The sequence below is a fragment of the Phaeodactylibacter xiamenensis genome, assembly GCF_965229835.1.
GTDB classification, from domain to species: domain Bacteria; phylum Bacteroidota; class Bacteroidia; order Chitinophagales; family Saprospiraceae; genus Phaeodactylibacter; species Phaeodactylibacter xiamenensis.
Genome location: NZ_OZ245931.1, coordinates 2,519,879 through 2,538,672, shown reverse-complemented (window position 1 = coordinate 2,538,672; position 18,794 = coordinate 2,519,879). Strand labels below are relative to the sequence as shown.

Here is an 18,794-nt window from a genome sequence, read left to right as displayed (position 1 = left end):
TGTTGAGAACAAAAGGGCTACCAAAGCTGGTGCACAAGCGGCTTGATATCCGCTTCGTAAAGCCCCTGTATCTTTTTTAGTACGTCATCACTTAGCGGTGCTGCTTCGGCTGCCGCCAGGTTGCTGTCAACTTGCTCGGCACGAGATGCACCGGGGATGATGGTGCTCACCTCCGGGCGGCTCAGGATCCATTGCAGGGCCGCATGGGTGAGGGGGTAGCCTGCCGGCAAAAAGCCTTCGATTTTGTCTACCGCTTCCAGCCCTGTTTCGAACGGTATGCCCGCGAAAGTCTCCCCTTTGTCAAACCATTCCCCATTGCGGTTGCCGTGGCGGTGGTCGCCTGCTCCGAAGGTGGAGGATTTGGAAAACTTCCCGGTCAGCAGGCCGCTGGCCAGGGGCACACGCACGATGATTCCAACATTTTTTGCCTTCGCCGCTTCGAAAAAGTGTTCCTCCGGGCGCTGCCGGAACATGTTGTAAATGATTTGTATGGTAGTGACGTTGTTGTACTCCAGCGCTTTCATTGCTTGTTCCACCTTTTCCACACTGACACCGAGGTGAGCAATTTTCCCTTCCTTTTTTAAGTCTTCAAAAAGGCCGAATATTTCCGGGCGATAGTAGACTTCCCAAGGTGGACAGTGGAGCTGTATGAGGTCGATTTGCTCCAGCCCAAGGCGCTGCAGAGAGTCCTCCACGTAACCCCGCAGCGCTTTTGGCGTATAGCCTTCGCTGACATGAGGATTGATCTGCCGGCCACATTTGGTGGCCACGTAGATGCGCTCGCGGGATTCGCGGACCGCTTTGCCCACAGCTTTCTCACTTTCACCGGCTTCGTACACATCGGCAGTATCGATGAAGTTGACGCCCTGATCGATGGCACTGCGCAGGATGGATTGTGCGAGGTCATGGTCGAAACCGCTTCCCCATTTCCCACCTACCTGCCAGGTGCCCAGGCTGATGGTGGAGATGTTGAATCCGGTCTTTCCCAAGGTTCGGTATTGCATATTTCAAGGTTGTGTTTGCCCGGTCATCTCCAGCAACTTTAGGATGGTTTTCCAGTTGCGGGTGGTGGCGGGCACTTTCAGTTTGCGTTCTATAAAGTTGTTGTTGAGTTTGGCACGACCGTAGCCTTTTGGGCAGTGCAAGTACACGGCTTTGCCCTTAAGCTCGAAGTGCTCATCGGGGAAGGACAGTCTGGTAAAGGCCTTAGCCGCCTCCGCTTCCGGGACAGTCTCCAAAAAGGTCACCAACATACGGGCAGGATCAGCGGCCGCAGCTTGCGGAAATGGGTTGCCCACTGCCACATGTTGCAGCTCCTCTGAGCTGACCACCAGCGTAGGGACCTCAAAACCGTATGCTTCCAGGATTTTCCCCTTAATCGCAGCAGCGAGGTGTCCATCAGGGGCAGCCGGGCTTTCGAACGTAATATTCCCACTTTGGATGTAGGTTTGCACGTCGCCCAGCTTCAGGTCGCTGAGGTGTGCCCGCAGGTCAGCCATCTTGATTTTCTTTTGCCCGCTGACATTAATGCCACGCAGCAAAGCGATGTACTTCGGCATAGCTGGTTATTTCCATTCAATAGTCGTCTGTAGCAGGTCACTGGAATTCGGGCCCACCATGATGTCAAAAGTGCCAGGCTCGGTGACAAATTGGCCATCAGGCATGTAGAAGCCCAGCTCTTGTGGGGTCAGCCGGAAGGCAACCGTTCGGCTCTCGCCGGGTTGGAGCATCAGTTTTTCAAACCCTTTCAGTTCCTTGGTGGGGCGCACCACGCTTGCCGCCCGGTCCCGGATGTAGAGCTGAACAACCTCTTCCCCGGCCCGGTCGCCGGTATTGGTTAGCTTAACCGTTACCTCTACGGATTGCCCACGCAGATTTGTCCGGAGGTTATCGTAGGCAAAGGTAGTATAGCTTAGCCCATAGCCAAATGGGAAAAGCGGGCTCAGGGGCGAGTCGATATAATGGGTGTAAAAGACATCTCCCTTAGTATTGGGGCGGCCGGTATTGTGCATGTTGTAGTGGATGGGGACCTGTCCGAGATTTCGGGGGAAGGTCATTGGCAGCTTGCCACTCGGGTTGTAATCGCCGTAAAGTACCTGGGCGACGGCATGGCCGGTTTGAGAACCCAGTTGCCACGCTTCCACAATTGCCGGGATGCGCTCTGCAGCCCAGGGAATGGTCAGTGGGCGGCCATTGTTGAGCACCAGCACAACGTTGGGATTGTTTTCGTAGACTTTTTCCAAAAGCTCCTGCTGCAGGCCCGGCAGGCTGATATCGGTACGGCTGCGGGCTTCTCCGCTCATAAAGCCATGTTCACCGAGTACCATGATGACGACATCGGCATTTTGAGCGGCCTCAATCGCTTCCGCCATACCGGTCCGGTCGGTGGTGTTAACTTCGACAGGGGTGACGAAAGTGGGCTCGTTGGCCCAGAGCTTTGGCCCCTCTGCAAAGGTGACTTCATTGCCCTCATAGGCAGAAAGCCCTTCTAAGACGGAGACAGCGGTGCCATCATCGGAGCCGATGCGCCAGCTGCCGAGGGGGCTGGTTTTGTCATTGGCGAGCTGTCCGATCAGGGTGATTTTAAGGCCTTCCTTTTTCAGGGGGAGCAGGTTGCCTTCGTTTTTGAGCAGTACAATCGACTTCTTAGCCATATCCAGGACTGCTTCCTGATGAGCCTCATTGTAGAGGAGTTCTTCTTCCCGCTCCTCGTTACAATACCGGTATGGATCTTCAAACAGCCCTAGCTTATACTTTGCGCGAAGGATACGGCGCACGGCGTCATCAACCAGGGATTCGCTAACGGCACCGGACTCCACGAGGTCCTGCAAGTGATTGATGTAAGCGTAGGACTCCATATCTATGTCGGAACCTGCCGTGACAGCTTGCTTGGCTGCAGCCTTCAGGTCTTCAGAGTAGCCATGTTCTTCCATCTCGGCAATAGAGGCCCAGTCCGAGACCACCACCCCATCGAAACCCCAATCGCCTTTCAGCAAATCCCTTTGCAGGTAGCTGCTGCCGGTCACCGGCTGTCCGTTGAGGAGGTTGAAGCCATTCATAAAGCTGCCCACGCCTGCCTCGACGGCGGCCCGGAATGGAGGCAGGACGGTGTTGTGCAGGGTTGCCGTACCTATGTCTGCGGTGTAATAATCCAGGCCAGACTGGGCAAACCCGTAGCCGGCAAAGTGTTTGGCGCAAGCCATGATGGTGTTGTTGGCGCTGAGGTCTTCGCCCTGAAAACCCTGGATTCGCGCGGCAGCAATAGCACTGCCGAGGTAGGTGTCTTCCCCACCGCCTTCCATGACTCGGCCCCAGCGGGCATCACGGGAGATGTCCATCATGGGGGCAAAGGTCCAGCTGACGCCGGTTGCTGAAGCTTCAGTGGCAGCCATACGGGCGGAGGCTTCAATGGCTTTCAGGTCCCAGCTGGCGGCTTCTGCCAATGGGATGGGGGCCAGGGTCTTGTAGCCGTGGATAATATCGGAAGCGAAAATTAACGGAATACCCAGGCGGGACTCCTCAACGACCAGCTTTTGCATCGCCCGGACTTCCTCCACGCCCCGTACATTCAGTACGGAGCCTACCCGGCCATTGCGGAGGTCTTCGTATTTACGTTTGGCATTTCCGGCGGAAGGGGCAGGCCCTGTGGCTTCCCAAAAACCGCTGTATTGATTCATTTGCCCTACCTTTTCCTCCAGCGTCATTTTGGAGAGCAGGTCCTCGATAAATTGATCCATATTGTCGGTTTGTGCCTGTGCAGCGCATAGCCATGCTGCCGCCAGTATAGATAGGAGTGTCTTTTGCATAGAAGTAACCTGGTTTTTATGAAATTGGTATTAGAGCCGATGCGGCGAGTAGTTTTCCTGAACTTTTATGCCATACTTCAATCCGGCACTTTATGTTTTCCGGATTGGGTAAAGCAGTGATGGGTAAAGATAGTGACAGCGGCTTAGAGATCGGGAATTGGTGAAATTTATTCCCTGAAATAACGCCGATTAATTCCCGGCGGACTTCTACCCGGCCGCTATCATCAGTATAGTCTGAGCGGGGGGGCAGTAATGGTTGGCCAGCGGGATCATAGAACCGGGCTTTTACAATCGTCCGGGTTTGGTTGGTGATTTGCCCGGCAATGGAAATATTTAAATATACGGTGCCATCCCGGAAAGAACGGGAAAAATTAACCTCTTCAAGGCGTGCTTCTGCACTGGCAACAGGGGGCAGAAAAGCTTTGGTATTCAGCTTGTCCGTGGAAAGTTTCAGCGATTGAGTTGTGCGCTGTGTGGATTGCCTGGCAGGAAGGCTAAGCTCTGCGGAGACCGCATCGAGGATTTGCTGGGAAATTTTGAAGTTTTTTAAACCGCTGATGATTTCTTCTTTGGAAGCCAGCTGGCCGATATCTGCGTATGCTACTCCTGTGCCAGATTGCGGTATAATAGCAGCGGGCTGATCGTTGTCTTCTGTTTCGAGAAGTTCATAGCCTGCCACAATACCGGTTGCGAGGAGGGCGCCAAGGACAGCGGCATTTTTGGGGTTGCGCAAAGCCGTTTTTCCATACTGTGCCAACTGCCGCATTTGGGCAGGCGTAGCGTTTTTGGAAAACCGGATCGCCAGTTGGGTATTGGAGCTGATTTGCCCTATCCGCTGCAAGTCATCAGCAGAAGAAATGACCGTCCGCCTAATGGCCTGATTGCCGAATGGGCTGGCGTTGTTCACTACAATGGCTTTGTCGCTTTCTGCTGTGACGATATACCGGGCCAGGTCATCCATGTTTACCGGGCCAGGCGGGGCTGCTGTTGGGGCTCCACCGCCACCGCTGCAAGCCTGCAGTAGGAATGCCGTAAGCAATAGTAAAAAGGGTAGTCGCATAGGTTATCGGTTTTTGCAATACTGTTCGATTAAGGCATCGGCAACAGGGAAGCCCATCTGCTGTACCTCTTTCCAGTCTGCGCAGGCCTGATGTAGATCCTGGTAGAAGTGGACATACAAATAGCCACGGTTCGTAAGTGCCAACGGGTGGTTGGGGGAAATGCGCAGGGCTGTATTCAGGTCTTCGAGGGCTTGCTGCCAGTCCGGGGCAGGCTGCTGCATGAGCAGGGCGGCCCGCTCAACGTATGCCTCTGTGAATGCCGGTTCTTTTTGAATCACCTGAGTGAAAACGCGGATAGCCTCCGGAGCTTTGCCTTCCCGGCGCGTTTTGATGCCGAGGAGGAACAAGTCGATTTTCTCCCGGTGAGCGGTATCGAAAGCTTTGGCCTGTCCGTCAGGGTCTTTTTCCCAGGCTTTGAACTGTTGCAACAGCTGTTCGGCTTTTCTGGTGAGCTGTTGCCGTTCCACTTCCAGTGATTCAGCATCGGGCCTGGGGGCTTGCCAGATTTCTCCATCCAGTCCCCGGACTTCGGCACTGAGCTGACGGGCGGCAAAGGCAACCGGCAGCCATTGCTGTTGCTCGGCACTGAACTGTAACCGCTCAACGGCCTCTTTCAGCCGGCCATCTCCAAGGATAGCCCTGATGGTTTTTGAATTGGGAAGGTTGGGGCTTTGCATAGCCTGTATTTTGCATCGCCATAATACAAAATTCCTGGTAATTTTTAGTGCCCTGTTCAGGCTGTGCCTTTGATATAGTTGACGACCCGCCGTACCGTTTTGCGGCGGATTTCCCGCTCCAGGTCCCGGTTGATCTCGCGCAGAACGTACTGGAACTTCAGGCTCACGCTGTCTTTGCGGATATCCACGACCTTGAGGTTGTAACTCTGGGGCTCAATATGGGCTTCGTATTCCTGAATAGACCGGATGAGGTCTGACTCCAGTTCTTCTACGGTCTCAATGGCCGCCGTCAGGACTTCAAACTCGATGCTTACCTTTTTGATTTCGCGCCGGGTGTAGTTGACAATTTCGCTGGAAAAGACTTTGTTGTTGGGAATGAAAATCACATCATCATCTTCATTGAGCAGAGCAATTTTGGTGAGGTTGATATCTATAATTTTCCCCTTGTGCTCTCCGATTTTTACATAATCGTCGATGGTAACCTCCCGGGAAAAGCTGATAATAATACCGCTGATAATTTCCGACACATAGTCTTTAGAGATGATGGCAATGGCAGCTGCCACAATACTCAGGGTCGTAAAAAGGGTCTTCAGGTCAATATTCCAGAAACCCAGAATAGTGATCATAGCCGCGCCGGTGAGCACGATGTAATAGATGTTGCGTAAGCCCAGCAGGACGTTATCGTTCTTAGAAGAGGGGAGTTTTTTGTTGCGGCGGTACAGGTAACTCAGGATAGCTACGGCAAGGCTTGCACTCAGAGCGAAGACAATGAACCCCATCACCAGGCTGGCATGGGCTGCCCACGGATCATCCAGGTAAGATGCGGCAGGAAGGTTGATCCGAATAGCAATAAGTGCAGCAAGCAGCAGAGCTCGAAGTGTTACCTTCAACCCTCCCTTACTAAAAAAGGGCATAATCAATTAATTGTGATACCCTTAGAACGTTGCCGTCTGCGGTTGAGTTGTGCTTGCCTGCATGTATCGGGCCAACTGATGAGCAGCCCGCCTGACCATGGGCTTGCCAGAGAGGTCTTCCATAGGCTTAATTCCACCGATGCTCAGGGTATTGACTTCCGATAATACCCGCAGGCCTTCATCGTTGACCAGGGTATCCATGCCAAACATAACGATGCCTTTGGGCAGCAGCACTTTGGATAGCTCCCTGGCCATCCGGCGCTCCCGCTCGTCCGGCTCTGACAATACTGCCTGTCCGCCCTGAGCTGCATTACAGAGCCAGGAACCCTTGGGGGGCATACGGAGCACCGCGCCCAAAATCCGCCCGTTGACGACTACAATGCGTTTGTCGCCCTTTTTGACGTTTTTCAGAAAGCGCATGCCGAGGAAGCCGCCCTGTTCAAACCCGGCTTCCAACACCTGCCGATAGGACCGCAGGCTGACCGGTTTAGGCTCATTGTAGACCTTGCCGTTCTTGATTTTGAGAATGCCTTGCCCGCCGTAGCTATGCAGGGGCTTCAGTACGATAGGGTAGCGCGACTGCATTTCCCATACGTCTTCCATAGACTGGCAGAGCTGTACATCCGGGCTCCACTGCGGGAATTGGGTCAGAAAAGCCTTGGTACTGGTCTCCATGATACCGGAAGGGCGGTTGAAGATGCGTTCTTCAGGATACACGGAGCAAAGGAATTCAAAGAAGCCCTCGGGGATAGGGTGAGGCAGCCGCAGCCATATCCAGTCATAGTCATTGAGGTCGGCGGGAACAGTCTCCTGCTGAAACCGATAGGCAGCATGATCAAAGTGCATCTCCCCGTCTAATGCCCAGGCGCGGACCTGAGTGGAAGTGTAATCGTTGAAGAAAGCAGCATTAGCCGAATTGCCCCGGCTGGCCACGTGGACGTGAGCAATGCCCGATTGCCGGCGAAGGGCGCTGCACAGGGCGTAGACGGAATTATGCTCCGTGTGGTTGCGGTGATCGGTGAGGACCAGCACGCTTAGTTTTCTGTTCATTGTTATCATTTGCGCATTGATCACGCAAATCGGGGTCAAATTGTATTACTTTCCGGAAAAAAGCAAGCAAAAAACACAAGGAATTAGTTAGGGTAGAGCATTAACAGGAGAAGGCTTTTGCCATACCTTTGTCAAACCTGCCTTGCCACCGCTCTTTCAGCGGGAAGGGCAGTGGGTTTCGTTAGGCCAAAAACTCCAAACGGATTCAAATTCCGTACCTTTCACCAAAAGGGAAATGCATGAAGCAATCGCCACTACTCGTTTTGTTTGTTACCATTTTTATAGACCTGCTGGGCTTCGGGCTGATCATCCCTATCCTGCCAATTTATGCCAATGAATTGGGGGCTTCGGGTATGGTTATTGGTCTGGTAGCAGCGAGCTTTTCCTTTATGCAGTTTCTGGTGGCTCCCTTTTGGGGGAATCTGAGTGACCGCAAAGGCCGGAAGCCCATCCTGCTCATCAGTATTTTTATCACCGGATTGGGGTATGTGATCTTTGCGCACGCTGCCAGCCTTTTTCTGCTTTTTGCCGCTCGTATTATTGCGGGTATTGGCTCAGCAAACATTTCCACTGCCCAGGCTTATATCAGTGATATCACACCGCCCGATAAGCGGGCGAAGGCCTTTGGGATTATCGGTGCAGCCTTTGGGTTGGGCTTTATTTTCGGGCCGCCCCTGGGTGGTTTTCTGAAAAGTAACTTTGGGATTGAATACGTGGGCTACGTTGCCGCCGCGCTTTCCGCTATCAATCTGCTGATGGCCTACTTCCTGTTGTCAGAAAGCCTGGAGGAGCCCAAATCTGAGACGGGCCCGCTATTCGAGAACCCGCTGTCTGATTTCCGCTATGGATTAAAAAAACCGGTGGTCAATGAGCTGCTGATCATTAATTTTATTTTCATCACGGCCTTTTCGCTCATGACGGTTTCGGTCACCCTGCTGTGGGAGGAACACTACGGGCTGAATGAAGAGCAGGTGGGGTATACCTTTGCTTTCCTGGGGGTCATCACAGCCATCGTTCAGGGCGGACTGGTCGGCTGGGCCTCGAAGACCTTCGGCGACCGCACTCTGCTGGTTGCCGGGTATGTACTGATGTTCTTTGGGCTGACGTCTTTACCCTTTGTACCCGTTCAATACTTTATCCCTCTTGAACTGTTGGCCATCGTACTGATTGCGCTGGCGAATGGCGCACTGACACCTACCATCACCTCCCTGTTATCGAAGAACTCCTCGGAAAAAGAACAGGGGCGTATTCTGGGGCTGGGGCAGTCAGTGGGTTCCCTCGGTAGGGTAGTAGGCCCATTTCTGGGGGGATGGCTGTACGGGCTGCATTACCAATACCCCTACATCGGCAGTGGTTTCCTGATGATCCTTTGTTTGCTGCTGGCCGTGCGGTTGGTCCGGGGGCGTTTGTCGCCAGGGTAACGGTTCACCGTGTTCATTGCTTAATGCCCATGTTTTCCCGGTCGCCTTCTATTCCGAAACCGATGACCTCTTCCTGCTCATTCAGGAAAAACTCCCAGGACAGGTTCTGGCCTTTGAAGTAGAAGGTCGTGTCAGAGGAAGGGATGAGCTCCTCTTTTCCCGGAATCGCGTCAGGCCTTAGAAAAAGCCTGCCCTCTGAAGTGGAGATATGGATGAGCCCAAAATTGGAAAGGTAGCTTCCGATATACTTGTCGTACAGAGCGGTATCAATATTATACCTTAATCTTTTTTGGGGCAACACGTAGGGCTCCCCTTTGCGGATAGCCCGGACTATTTCGTACACCGCCTGATGGTAAACATTTGATCCCACATGCAAATAAATGAGGGTTTGCTGGTCGCTTAACTGGCGCTGAAAGCTTGCCCGCATGCCCGGGCCGTCACCTACGTGATAGACCTCCTGTAGCGTATCGCAATTCACGATCCGCCATCCGAAGCCATAGTTGCTGTAACTGCCGTCTTTCAGCCTCATGCATTTAAAGCCTTCCTGTAATTGTGCCTGACTTAAAGGTTGCCCGTTATATAGTGCCTGATCGTAGAGGAATAAATCTGTGGCTGTAGTAGCCACCGTCCCCGTACCATATGGCCGGAAGAAATGGTCTGCGGTAATCGGCTTCCCTTTTAGGCTGTCCGGTAAAAAAGGCGCTGTTTCTTGGGTATGGCGCATACCAATGGGCTGAAAAATCCTTTGTTCCAAAAAGGTCCCGAAGGGAAGGCCTGAAACGCTTTCCACGATTGTAGCCAGCAGAATGTAATTGGCGTTATTGTACTGAAAGTTGACACCCGGCGCACCTGCTTCCGGCTGATGCCGCGCGACAAGGTCCAGAATGCCCGGATTGCTCATCACCGTGGTGGTGTCTGCATATTTTAGTGCAGTTTCTAAAAAACGAGGCAGCCCACTCGTCATGGTGAGCAGGTGCCGTATGGTCACACTTTCATACGGGAGCTCAGGTATGAATTTGCGGACAGGGTCCTCATACCGAAGCTTCCCTTCGGCTTCAAGGAGCATAACCGATAGGGCGGTTAAGGATTTGCCCACAGAGAACACAGGTAGGGCCGTATCTTCAGTTAGGGGTTGACTTTCTCCGTCTACGTGCAGGTCTCCATAGGCCTCATTGAACAACACTTTGCCTTTTTCAGCAATCAGTATTTGTCCGTCAAAAAAGTCTTCTTTGGCAAGGAGGTGCATAACCGAATCGAGCGCTACGGTCCAGTCCTGCGCGATAACTCTGGTGCCTCCAATCAGTATACAACCTAGTAAAAGAGCTCTGTACATCATTTCCACTGTTCGTCGTTTTAATTGTATTCCGCCTTTATGGATGAGAAACAGTGGCTGTTTGGCGTGTAAGCGATACTTTGCCTGTGCCTGAGAGCAGGACAAAACAGCTGGAGGACATTAGAAGCCTTCTTAATCAAGGCTGAAATGAAACACTGGATTTTGCAGCAGAATCAGGAAGCGAGGGCTTTGCAACCTAAAATAAATGGCCCTGTCTTTCGATTATGAAGACAATTTAAAAACTATGAAAACCGCTACTACCCTTCAACTCATACTGACCCTTTGCCTGCTGACCCTGCCTTCCCTAAATGCTCAGGGCACTCAATACCGCCTGAGCAACCGTTATGAGGCAATGGGGCCGGATAATGACGCCTACATGGGGGTTTACCTGAATTCGATTGGGCCGGAGAAAGCCCGGGCGCTGGGCTTTGAAAACCTGTACGGCAGCTACATTCGGAAAGTGATCGCTGGTACGCCCGCCGACCGGGCCGGGCTGCGGGCACTGGATTACATTTATGGTGTGGATGCCTATCGTACAGGAGCAGAGCAATCCCTTTCCGATATTCTCGACCGCTATAATGCCGGCGATCGGGCCAAGCTATACGTACAACGGGGCACCGGCCGGGTCAGGCTGGATATTATTTTCGGCAACCGGAATGAAGAACGCCGAAGTATCTCGGTTACCCCCTGCCAGGACCCTTTCCTGGGCGTGATGAAAATGAGCAAAGCGCCTCAAAAGGATGGAATTGTCATTCAGGTGGTAAGGGGCTCCACTGCAGATGAGATGGGGCTGGAAAACGGAGATGAAATTCTGCGCATCAATGGCTATAAAATCCTGGACTGGACCGATCTGACCTACGCCATCAATGATACAGAAGTAGGCTCGGATATTGAAATTGTAGCCTGGAGGGGCAGAGGCCGGATCGAACGTTCTCATCCCATTCAGTCGCGTTGCGCTTATGAAGAAAACAAGGCCACAGCTACCGTACGTACTACCGAAAAGCAGGAGAATAAGTACTTCGACACCTACATCAAGGACAGGAACGGCCGTAAACTGCTCAGTCAAAGCATGGACCGCAACGATGTGCAACAGGCCAACCGGCAGTATGGGCTTGGTCTTAAAACAGATCAGTCCCTGCCGGTCAGTAACTTTTACTTTGGTGCCGATTTTGATCAGAAGGTACTTGAGCTGAGCTTCGAATTACCAGGTAGCGGCCCAACTCGGGTAAAGGTATTCAATACAAGGGGGCGGGTCGTATACGATTTCGACCTGGGCAGCTTTTCCGGAACCTTCAGGGACCGGATCAACCTCCTGAAGAATGGCTCTGATAATTACTTCCTTGAGGTCACGCAGGGTGGGAAAAGTCAGGTCAGGAAGATAGAAATCCGGCAGTAATCACACCTCTTTGGCCGGGATGCGCTTTTTTAGGTCGCGGTTGACGGCAATGCTCGCATTCAGCTCAAAGCCAATGAGCAGGATGAGGGAGTTGATTTGTATCCAAAGCATCAATGCGATGATGGCACCGAGCGAGCCGTAGAGCTCGTTGTAGGTGTTGAATTCATTGACATAAAAAGAAAAGGCCAGAGATGAGATGATGCATAAAATAGTCGCCAGCGTAGTCCCCGGCGAAAAGATGGCAAACCGCCGTTTGGCAGCGGCCCCATACCGGTAGATCAGCGCAATGCCCATGTAAAATACCAGCAGAATTGCCAGCCAGCGCAGCAGCTGAATGGTGATATTGGTAAAGCTGTCCAGAGCGATAAAGTCATTCAACAGCCCAAGCAGGAACTCGCCCAGGATAATCAGTACCACTGCAGCAATCAGCAGCACACCGATCAAAAAAGTCAGGCCTATTGCGATGAAGCGCTTTTTGAAAGCATTCCTGCTTTTGAAGGTTTTGTTGTAAGACTTGTCAAAGCCGCGCATCAGCGCAATCATTCCGTTGGAGGCAAAGTAAATGGCAAAAATAAAACCAATGCTGAGGAGCCCAAACCGTGGATTATTGGTGATGTCGTCCACGAAGGAGAATAGGCGTTCACCCGTCACACCGGGCAGGATGCGCTGAATCTCGGTACGCAGATAAATATCAAAATTCTCTCCCTCCGGCAAGTATTGTATCAATGCCCATTTGAAAATAGGGATGAGGGTGAAGAATGCAATCAGGGACGGGAAAATGGAAAGAAAGAAGTTATAGGCAATGGCATAGGAACGGGTAAACAGGTCATTGCGCTTCAGCTCATTCTGAATGAATACAATCACATCGTACAGGGGGACCTTAAAAAACCCCGGTAGAGAGTTGTGCTGCGACCATTCGATCACCTGCTTGACGATGGGCAGGTTGAACAACCATTGCTGTATGGCTTCTATGTCTATTTTAGGCTTCTTCAAAGTAAGGCTTCAATTGGTTGACCAACAGTTCAGGTGCCGGAATGGTTTTGCCCGACTTCGCATCCACAAAGCACAGCTTTACGGTAGCCCCGTTGACTAGCTTGCCGAGCTCATTGAACAACTCCATGTGAAAGGTGATGAAGCGCTCCGGTCGTTGCCGCAGCGTTGTCCGGATGGTTAGTAGCTCATCGTAATGGGCTGGCCGTACGTAGCGGATGTTCATGGTAACGACTGGCATGAGTATGCCTTGTTCTTCTTCCATAGCTTTGTAGGTCAGGCCAAGGGACCGCAGCATTTCCACCCGGCCTATTTCGTAGTATTGCGGGTAGTTGCCGTAGTAGAGGTAACCCATCTGATCGGTTTCGCCGTAGCGTACCCGCTTTTTGAATTCGTGGCTGTACATGTTTTTGTCGTGCATTAGCGGGCCCATCGGTTGACAATTTCCTGCACCGAGCCGGTATAGCTGCGGCCAAACAAATTGACATGGACCAGTAGATAGTAAAGTTGGTAAAGGCCGGCGCGTTCCCTGAATCCGGGAGCGGTAGGGTAGGCTTGCTCGTAGGCTTCGTAAAATGCCGGAGCGAACCCGCCAAACAGCAGCGACATGCCCAGGTCCATCTCCCGGTGGGCATAGCTGACGGCCGGGTCAATCAGGACCGGGTTGCCATCGGCGGCGGTAAGAAAGTTGCCGCTCCAGAGATCGCCGTGGGTCAGGGCAGGTGGCTCCTGGGGGCAAAGGTCGGGCAATCGCTCGTACAAGCGGCTGAATTGCGCCTCGGCTCCCGGCCATAGCAAATATTGCTGTGTAGCTGTCCGGACTTGCGGGCGCAGGCGTTCTTCCCGGTAAAAGTCGGCCCAGTTGGCATGCCGTTGGTTGCGCTGCGGCAAGCTGCCGATGAAGTTGTCCCGGTCAAGCCCAAAGGTGTCGGCGGTATGTTGATGCAGCCTGGCCAGCCCTTCGCCAAAGGCCTGCCAAAAAGCCGCAGTAGCCTTTCCTTCCTCAATGAACGCCAGCAAAAGATAGCTTTGCCCGTCCACCGTGCCCTGCCGGATCACTTCCGGTATGCTCAGCGGGCCCGCCTGCCTAAGCAACTGTAATCCATAGGCATCGGCAGCCATCATGGCACCGGCCTGAGGGGCATCATTGACCTTCAGGAAGAAGTGGCCCTTTGAGGTCTCCAGGCGGTAAGCAGCATTAATACTCCCACCACTCACCGGCTGGCTGCGCTCCACTGGCGACCCGGTAGCTTGAATACAGGCTTGCAGAATGGCATCTGACAGCAAAATCTACAAGCGGTTTTTATTGACAATATCGAGCAGTTCGTCCCGGTAGTTTTTGCCGATAGGGAGATGCTTAGCCTGTCCCTTCTCCACCACTTCCACCATATTGCCCACCACGGCATCAATGCGCTCGATGTTTACGATGTAGCTTCGGTGAATGCGCTTAAAGGTGCCCTGAGGCAGTTTGTCTTCCAGGCTCTTCATGGTCTGCAGAGTGATGACCCGGGAATTTTCCTGCCGGATGATGACATAGTCCTTTAGCCCCTCGATGTAGATGATATCCTGGTAGTGGATTTTGACCAGTTTCTTATCGGCTTTAACGAAGATGTAGCCGGGGTCATCGGCAGCAGCGGGTGCCGTTTCGGCCGCATTGCCTTTTCGCTTCAGTTCAATCTGCTCGATGGCTTTGTTGGTGGCTTTCATAAAGCGCTCCAGGGAAATAGGCTTCAGCAGGTAGTCCAGTGCATTGAGCTCAAACCCTTCAATAGCGTAATTAGGATAAGCGGTGGTGAAGATGACGACCGGTGGTTTGTTCAGCGTTTTCAGGAAATCCACGCCGGTAAGCTGCGGCATCTGAATATCGAGGAACATGAGGTCAACGTCTTTAGACTTTAGTGCTTCGTTGGCTTCCAGGGCGTTGCTGCACTTTTGGACAAGGGTTATTTCCGGAATCTTTTCGATGTAGGTCTCCAGCACGTCCTGTGCCAGCGGTTCATCATCGACAATGATTGCATTGATCATACTTCCAATTTTTTGGTATGAGGCTCGATGTCGAGCATGAGGTTTACAGCGTAAGTGTTGGGGCTGTCTTCTATGTCTAGTTCGTAGTGGTCCGGGTACAAAAGCTTGAGGCGCCGGTGGATATTCACCAGGCCGATGCCACCACTGGGGCGGCTGGGGTCCCGGCTGGGCGGCGCATCCGACTTGCTGTTCTCAATGTAGAAATGTACGTTATTTTCATCAACATTCAATACGATATTCACAAAGCCTTCGTCAATGCGGCTGCTCAGCCCGTGCTTAAAGCTGTTTTCCAAAAAGGGGATGAACATCAGGGGCGCGATCTTTTGGTCGCTGATGCGCCCGTTGACTTCAAAGTTGATTTGGGCGTTTTTGCCCTGCCGGATGCGCTCCAGGTCGAGGTAGTTACGAATGTAGGAGACCTCCTTGCTCAAGAGGACCTGCTTTTCGTTGCACTCGTAGAGCATGTAGCGCATCATTTCCGAAAGTTTCAGCACAATTTCCGGTGCCTCGTCCGACTTTTTCAGGGTCAGGGCATAAAGGTTGTTGAGGGTGTTGAAAAGGAAGTGCGGGTTGATCTGCGACTTTAGAAAACGCAGCTCAGACTGCATGGTTTGGGTCTGCAACTCTTGTTTTTCGCGCAAGTGCCGCAGCCAGTCGGTGATGATTTTAAAGACGGTTGAAGAACCGGCAATGAAAAAGGTCAGCAGAAAGTACCAGTTCATATTTTCCAGCAGGTCGGCCTGCAGTTGAGGCAATTTGCTGAATTTGAAGTAAAATACGAGCACTTTCAGGGGGGTGATGATCAGCGTGGCAAGGATAAGCAGCCCGCTGTAGGTCAAAAATTTCTTTTTGGTCAGGTAATTGGGGATAAGGTAGAGGAGGTTGAAGTAAACGATGACACCATAAAACAGGATATTGATTACTTCATTACTTAGCGTAAACCAAAAGCCTTGCCGGGTATTTTCAAACACCGTCAGCAGCAGCAGCACCATCAGCCAAAACAAGCTGTGGTATACTTCACGCCGTGTGAGTACCTGGTAGATACGGTCAGCTCTGGAGGTCTGGAAATGTTTTTCCATAGTTATTGCTGCAAGTCTGCTGGTCGTTATGCTTTCCGAAAATGCATTGCCAATATACGGCTAATGCCCGTTTGGCATCAAAAAATGTAGACAGATTAAGGCTGGTCATCGACTTTGTGCGGGCAGGGCACTAAAGAAACAGAAATATTTGTACTTTTGCGGTTCTGTTTCAACAGGCTTTGAATGCCGCTGAAAATCGATAAAAACTGCAAAAGCCACTATGGTTTATCTGACTAGAAGAGAGCGGTTTAATGCCGCCCACAAACTATGGGTCGATAGCTGGAGTGAGGAGAAAAACCAGACGATGTTTGGCAAATGCTCCAATAAAAACTGGCACGGTCATAACTACGACCTGTTCGTAACCGTCAAGGGTAAACCGGACCCGGTCACCGGATTTATCGTGGATGTCAAACAGCTGAGTAAGCTCATCAAGTCGTCGATTGTGGATAAAGTAGACCACAGCAACCTTAACCTTGATGTTGATTTCATCCCCGAAGGTATGCAACCAACAACTGAGAACCTCGTCATCCTGTTCTGGCAGCAATTGGAGCCCCTGCTGGAAGGCTGTCAGCTGCACTGCATCAAGCTGTACGAGACCGAAAACATCTTCGCTGAATACTATGGCGAGTAGCCTTGCAGACAACCCTTTGCTGTTATCGGCGTTCTTCTTAGGAATCAACTCAAACAGGCATGTCTTTTCACAAATCAGAGGAATACGATCAAGCAACTACCGAAGCCCTGACTGGGCTTTACCAGGCTGCCATTGGGCAATTGGGGGAGGATGTAAGCCGCGAAGGGCTCGTCAAGACTCCGGAGCGGGCTGCCAAAGCTATGCAGTTTCTCACACAGGGCTATGAACAGGACGCAGAACAGATACTGAAGTCTGCTATGTTCCGGGAAGAATACAGCGAAATGGTCCTGGTAAAAGATATCGAACTGTACTCCCTGTGCGAGCACCATCTGCTGCCATTTTTTGGAAAGGCGCATGTGGCGTATATTCCCAACGGCTACATCGTGGGATTAAGCAAAATTCCACGGGTGATCGATGTGTTCGCCCGGCGGCTGCAGGTACAGGAGCGCCTGACGGATCAAATTCTGCATTGCATACACGAGACCCTCAACCCACTGGGCGTCGCTGTAGTGATTGAAGCCCGCCACATGTGCATGATGATGCGCGGCGTACAAAAGCAAAATTCAGTAACGACCACCTCTGCTTTTACCGGCGAATTCCAAAGGGCGGAGACCCGGGCAGAATTTTTAAACCTGGTCAGTGCCGATTTGCATTGAAAGAAGGCTCCTTCAGGAGCATAATCAGAAAACTTCAAAACGAAATCAACCATGAAAGCCTACGTTTTCCCCGGCCAAGCTTCCCAGTTTGAAGGTATGGGCAAAGACCTGTACGAAAGCAGCGACCTGGCTAAAGAACTGTTTGAGCAAGCCAACGATATTCTTGGTTTCCGCATTACGGATGTAATGTTTGAAGGCTCCGCTGAAGACCTGAAGCAGACGCGGGTGACTCAGCCTGCGGTGTTCCTGCATTCCATTGTGAAAGCCAAAATGGCAGGAGACGAGATGGACCCTGGTGCAGTAGCCGGGCATTCCCTGGGCGAGTTTTCTGCCCTCGTAGCCGCCGGTGCCCTGAGTTTTGAAGAGGGGCTCAAGCTGGTACAGGGGCGTGCCCAGGCTATGCAAAAAGCCTGTGAAATGCAGGAAAGCACGATGGCTGCCATCATTGGTATGGAGGACGAAGTCGTAGAGCAGATTTGTGAGGGTATCGATGAGATTGTGGTCGCGGCCAACTATAACTGCCCTGGCCAGCTGGTGATCTCCGGCTCTGTGGAAGGTGTGAATCAGGCGGTGGAGGCACTGAAGGAAGCGGGGGCCCGCCGGGCGCTCGTACTGCCGGTAGGTGGGGCCTTTCATTCTCCACTAATGCAACCCGCGCAGGACGAACTGCAGGCGGCTATAGAGGAAGCGGTCTTTCAGCAACCGGTATGCCCCATCTACCAAAATGCCACCGCTACTGCCACAACCGACCCGGAAGTCATCCAAAAAAACCTCATCGCTCAACTGACAGCCCCCGTACGCTGGACGCAAACCATGAAGAACATGATCGCGGATGGCGTCACCGAGTTTATCGAGGTCGGTGGGAATGGAAAGACGCTCCAGGGTTTTGTAAAGAAGGTAGACCGGCAGTTCCCTACAAGTGCTTTGTAGTATTTAGAGCCTGTTTGGACTTTAGTAATCGGGCTACGAACAGCACTTTTTTTCTTATACTTCGTTCCGAAAATCCTCATCCGTACGGACTCCGGTTTTCGTACCTTGTCTAACCAAAAAATTGCAAGTTCTCGCCTAGAAGACCAAAATCCCAACAGGCTCTTAAAAAAAATGAGTCCCGGCTGAACCAATTCCCGTCTCCAACGGGTTCTTTTGTAACGAAAGCACAATTTTATGGTTAGCAATCAAGTGAAAAATGGCCAGATCCTACTGGCAGAGCCCTTCATGTTAGATCCGAATTTTAAGCGCGCTGCGGTGCTGCTCTGCGAGCATGGCGAGGAAGGCAGCGTGGGGTTCATCATGAATAAGCCACTTGATATGCAGATTGATGCTCTGGTCGAATCCTTCCCGGAATTCGACTCCCGTGTTCTTTACGGTGGGCCGGTGCAGCGCGATACCATCCACTACCTGCATACGGTTGGGGATTTGCTGGAAGGCAGCCGCCCGGTCGGTAACGGTATCTACTGGGGCGGTGACTTTGAGAAACTGAAGTTTTTAGCGACTTCTCAGCTCATCGAGCCTAAAGATATCCGCTTCTTCGTTGGCTATTCTGGTTGGTCGGAAGGTCAGCTCGATGATGAAATGACCCTCGGCTCCTGGGTGGTGGCAGACATGCACGCCAACTACCTCTTCAATATGAATTCCGGCAAGGTATGGGAGCAGGCGATGTACAATAAAGGTGATGCATACACGGTCATCGCCAATATGCCGGAGTTTGTTAGCTGGAATTAGCCTCTTTTACTTACACCCGCCTTCCCTAAAAAG

General features: G+C 52.1%; 19 protein-coding genes. 6 read left to right on the top strand and 13 right to left on the bottom strand.

Annotated features, from left to right (window positions below):
- Nucleotides 1-17 precede the first annotated feature (17 nt).
- From ACO08I_RS09350 to ACO08I_RS09320, 7 genes are read right to left on the bottom strand one after another with little or no spacing between them, the layout of a single operon-like run.
- Nucleotides 18-1,004 carry an aldo/keto reductase gene (locus ACO08I_RS09350; RefSeq protein ID WP_421949151.1) on the bottom strand — a complete coding sequence of 329 codons (987 nt, stop codon included), beginning with the start codon at nucleotides 1,002-1,004 and terminating at the stop codon, nucleotides 18-20.
- Nucleotides 1,005-1,007: 3 nt separating this feature from the next.
- On the bottom strand, nucleotides 1,008-1,559 hold the full coding sequence (locus tag ACO08I_RS09345) for a DUF1697 domain-containing protein (RefSeq protein WP_421949150.1): 552 nt from the start codon (nucleotides 1,557-1,559) through the stop codon (nucleotides 1,008-1,010).
- Nucleotides 1,560-1,565: 6 nt separating this feature from the next.
- The gene (bglX, locus tag ACO08I_RS09340; protein WP_421949149.1) at nucleotides 1,566-3,806 is read right to left on the bottom strand and encodes a beta-glucosidase BglX; all 2,241 of its coding nucleotides are present in this window, start codon (nucleotides 3,804-3,806) and stop codon (nucleotides 1,566-1,568) included.
- Between the two features lie 16 nt (nucleotides 3,807-3,822).
- Nucleotides 3,823-4,866 carry a hypothetical protein gene (locus tag ACO08I_RS09335; RefSeq protein ID WP_421949148.1) on the bottom strand — a complete coding sequence of 348 codons (1,044 nt, stop codon included), beginning with the start codon at nucleotides 4,864-4,866 and terminating at the stop codon, nucleotides 3,823-3,825.
- A gap of 3 nt (nucleotides 4,867-4,869) precedes the next feature.
- The gene (locus ACO08I_RS09330; protein WP_421949147.1) at nucleotides 4,870-5,544 is read right to left on the bottom strand and encodes a tetratricopeptide repeat protein; all 675 of its coding nucleotides are present in this window, start codon (nucleotides 5,542-5,544) and stop codon (nucleotides 4,870-4,872) included.
- Between the two features lie 56 nt (nucleotides 5,545-5,600).
- The gene (locus tag ACO08I_RS09325; RefSeq protein ID WP_052516038.1) at nucleotides 5,601-6,458 is read right to left on the bottom strand and encodes a mechanosensitive ion channel family protein; all 858 of its coding nucleotides are present in this window, start codon (nucleotides 6,456-6,458) and stop codon (nucleotides 5,601-5,603) included.
- Nucleotides 6,459-6,479: 21 nt separating this feature from the next.
- Nucleotides 6,480-7,508, bottom strand: a complete 1,029-nt coding sequence (locus ACO08I_RS09320; protein WP_282780730.1) for an ATP-grasp domain-containing protein — start codon at nucleotides 7,506-7,508, stop codon at nucleotides 6,480-6,482.
- A gap of 203 nt (nucleotides 7,509-7,711) precedes the next feature.
- On the opposite strand from ACO08I_RS09320, the gene ACO08I_RS09315 reads away from it, so the two are divergent.
- Nucleotides 7,712-8,929 carry an MFS transporter gene (locus ACO08I_RS09315; protein ID WP_345894643.1) on the top strand — a complete coding sequence of 406 codons (1,218 nt, stop codon included), beginning with the start codon at nucleotides 7,712-7,714 and terminating at the stop codon, nucleotides 8,927-8,929.
- Between the two features lie 13 nt (nucleotides 8,930-8,942).
- On the opposite strand, the gene ACO08I_RS09310 is transcribed toward ACO08I_RS09315, so the two are convergent.
- Nucleotides 8,943-10,265: a serine hydrolase domain-containing protein gene (locus tag ACO08I_RS09310; protein ID WP_421949146.1), complete on the bottom strand. Its 1,323-nt coding sequence runs from the start codon at nucleotides 10,263-10,265 to the stop codon at nucleotides 8,943-8,945.
- A 241-nt stretch (nucleotides 10,266-10,506) separates the two neighbouring features.
- On the opposite strand from ACO08I_RS09310, the gene ACO08I_RS09305 reads away from it, so the two are divergent.
- Complete coding sequence (locus ACO08I_RS09305; RefSeq protein ID WP_421949145.1) at nucleotides 10,507-11,658, top strand: PDZ domain-containing protein; 1,152 nt, start codon at nucleotides 10,507-10,509, stop codon at nucleotides 11,656-11,658.
- Here the strand turns inward: ACO08I_RS09305 and ACO08I_RS09300 are convergent, their stop codons facing one another.
- Genes ACO08I_RS09300 through ACO08I_RS09280 form a run of 5 tightly spaced genes read right to left on the bottom strand, consistent with a single transcriptional unit; the run spans nucleotide 11,659 to nucleotide 15,752 of the window.
- Entirely contained in the window at nucleotides 11,659-12,651 is a 993-nt protein-coding gene (locus tag ACO08I_RS09300) for a YihY/virulence factor BrkB family protein (RefSeq protein ID WP_282780724.1), read from the bottom strand.
- Nucleotides 12,638-13,054, bottom strand: coding sequence for an acyl-CoA thioesterase (locus ACO08I_RS09295; RefSeq protein ID WP_421949144.1), 417 nt, complete (start codon nucleotides 13,052-13,054; stop codon nucleotides 12,638-12,640). The genes ACO08I_RS09300 and ACO08I_RS09295 overlap by 14 nt, the downstream gene beginning before the upstream one ends.
- Before the next feature lie 14 nt (nucleotides 13,055-13,068).
- Entirely contained in the window at nucleotides 13,069-13,935 is an 867-nt protein-coding gene (locus tag ACO08I_RS09290) for a fructosamine kinase family protein (protein ID WP_421949143.1), read from the bottom strand.
- A 3-nt stretch (nucleotides 13,936-13,938) separates the two neighbouring features.
- Nucleotides 13,939-14,673: a LytR/AlgR family response regulator transcription factor gene (locus ACO08I_RS09285; RefSeq protein WP_044222596.1), complete on the bottom strand. Its 735-nt coding sequence runs from the start codon at nucleotides 14,671-14,673 to the stop codon at nucleotides 13,939-13,941.
- Nucleotides 14,670-15,752 carry a sensor histidine kinase gene (locus ACO08I_RS09280; protein ID WP_044222598.1) on the bottom strand — a complete coding sequence of 361 codons (1,083 nt, stop codon included), beginning with the start codon at nucleotides 15,750-15,752 and terminating at the stop codon, nucleotides 14,670-14,672. The genes ACO08I_RS09285 and ACO08I_RS09280 overlap by 4 nt, the downstream gene beginning before the upstream one ends.
- A 220-nt stretch (nucleotides 15,753-15,972) precedes the next feature.
- On the opposite strand from ACO08I_RS09280, the gene ACO08I_RS09275 reads away from it, so the two are divergent.
- The 4 genes from ACO08I_RS09275 to ACO08I_RS09260 all read left to right on the top strand — a co-directional run bounded on the left by ACO08I_RS09275 (nucleotide 15,973) and on the right by ACO08I_RS09260 (nucleotide 18,761).
- Complete coding sequence (locus ACO08I_RS09275) at nucleotides 15,973-16,383, top strand: 6-pyruvoyl trahydropterin synthase family protein (RefSeq protein ID WP_044222600.1); 411 nt, start codon at nucleotides 15,973-15,975, stop codon at nucleotides 16,381-16,383.
- A 59-nt stretch (nucleotides 16,384-16,442) separates the two neighbouring features.
- Complete coding sequence (gene folE, locus ACO08I_RS09270; RefSeq protein WP_044222602.1) at nucleotides 16,443-17,039, top strand: GTP cyclohydrolase I FolE; 597 nt, start codon at nucleotides 16,443-16,445, stop codon at nucleotides 17,037-17,039.
- 51 nt (nucleotides 17,040-17,090) lie between these two features.
- The gene (fabD, locus tag ACO08I_RS09265) at nucleotides 17,091-17,969 is read left to right on the top strand and encodes an ACP S-malonyltransferase (protein ID WP_421949142.1); all 879 of its coding nucleotides are present in this window, start codon (nucleotides 17,091-17,093) and stop codon (nucleotides 17,967-17,969) included.
- 234 nt (nucleotides 17,970-18,203) lie between these two features.
- On the top strand, nucleotides 18,204-18,761 hold the full coding sequence (locus ACO08I_RS09260) for a YqgE/AlgH family protein (protein ID WP_421949141.1): 558 nt from the start codon (nucleotides 18,204-18,206) through the stop codon (nucleotides 18,759-18,761).
- Nucleotides 18,762-18,794: the final 33 nt, after the last annotated feature.

Coding starts and splice junctions, on each gene's coding strand:
- ACO08I_RS09350 (WP_421949151.1), bottom strand. CDS start 1,004: ATGCAATACCGAACCTTGGGAAAGACCGGATTCAACATCTCCACCATC.
- ACO08I_RS09345 (WP_421949150.1), bottom strand. CDS start 1,559: ATGCCGAAGTACATCGCTTTGCTGCGTGGCATTAATGTCAGCGGGCAA.
- bglX (WP_421949149.1), bottom strand. CDS start 3,806: ATGCAAAAGACACTCCTATCTATACTGGCGGCAGCATGGCTATGCGCT.
- ACO08I_RS09335 (WP_421949148.1), bottom strand. CDS start 4,866: ATGCGACTACCCTTTTTACTATTGCTTACGGCATTCCTACTGCAGGCT.
- ACO08I_RS09330 (WP_421949147.1), bottom strand. CDS start 5,544: ATGCAAAGCCCCAACCTTCCCAATTCAAAAACCATCAGGGCTATCCTT.
- ACO08I_RS09325 (WP_052516038.1), bottom strand. CDS start 6,458: ATGCCCTTTTTTAGTAAGGGAGGGTTGAAGGTAACACTTCGAGCTCTG.
- ACO08I_RS09320 (WP_282780730.1), bottom strand. CDS start 7,508: ATGAACAGAAAACTAAGCGTGCTGGTCCTCACCGATCACCGCAACCAC.
- ACO08I_RS09310 (WP_421949146.1), bottom strand. CDS start 10,265: ATGATGTACAGAGCTCTTTTACTAGGTTGTATACTGATTGGAGGCACC.
- ACO08I_RS09305 (WP_421949145.1), top strand. CDS start 10,507: ATGAAAACCGCTACTACCCTTCAACTCATACTGACCCTTTGCCTGCTG.
- ACO08I_RS09295 (WP_421949144.1), bottom strand. CDS start 13,054: ATGTACAGCCACGAATTCAAAAAGCGGGTACGCTACGGCGAAACCGAT.
- ACO08I_RS09285 (WP_044222596.1), bottom strand. CDS start 14,673: ATGATCAATGCAATCATTGTCGATGATGAACCGCTGGCACAGGACGTG.
- ACO08I_RS09280 (WP_044222598.1), bottom strand. CDS start 15,752: ATGGAAAAACATTTCCAGACCTCCAGAGCTGACCGTATCTACCAGGTA.
- ACO08I_RS09275 (WP_044222600.1), top strand. CDS start 15,973: ATGGTTTATCTGACTAGAAGAGAGCGGTTTAATGCCGCCCACAAACTA.
- folE (WP_044222602.1), top strand. CDS start 16,443: ATGTCTTTTCACAAATCAGAGGAATACGATCAAGCAACTACCGAAGCC.
- fabD (WP_421949142.1), top strand. CDS start 17,091: ATGAAAGCCTACGTTTTCCCCGGCCAAGCTTCCCAGTTTGAAGGTATG.
- ACO08I_RS09260 (WP_421949141.1), top strand. CDS start 18,204: ATGGTTAGCAATCAAGTGAAAAATGGCCAGATCCTACTGGCAGAGCCC.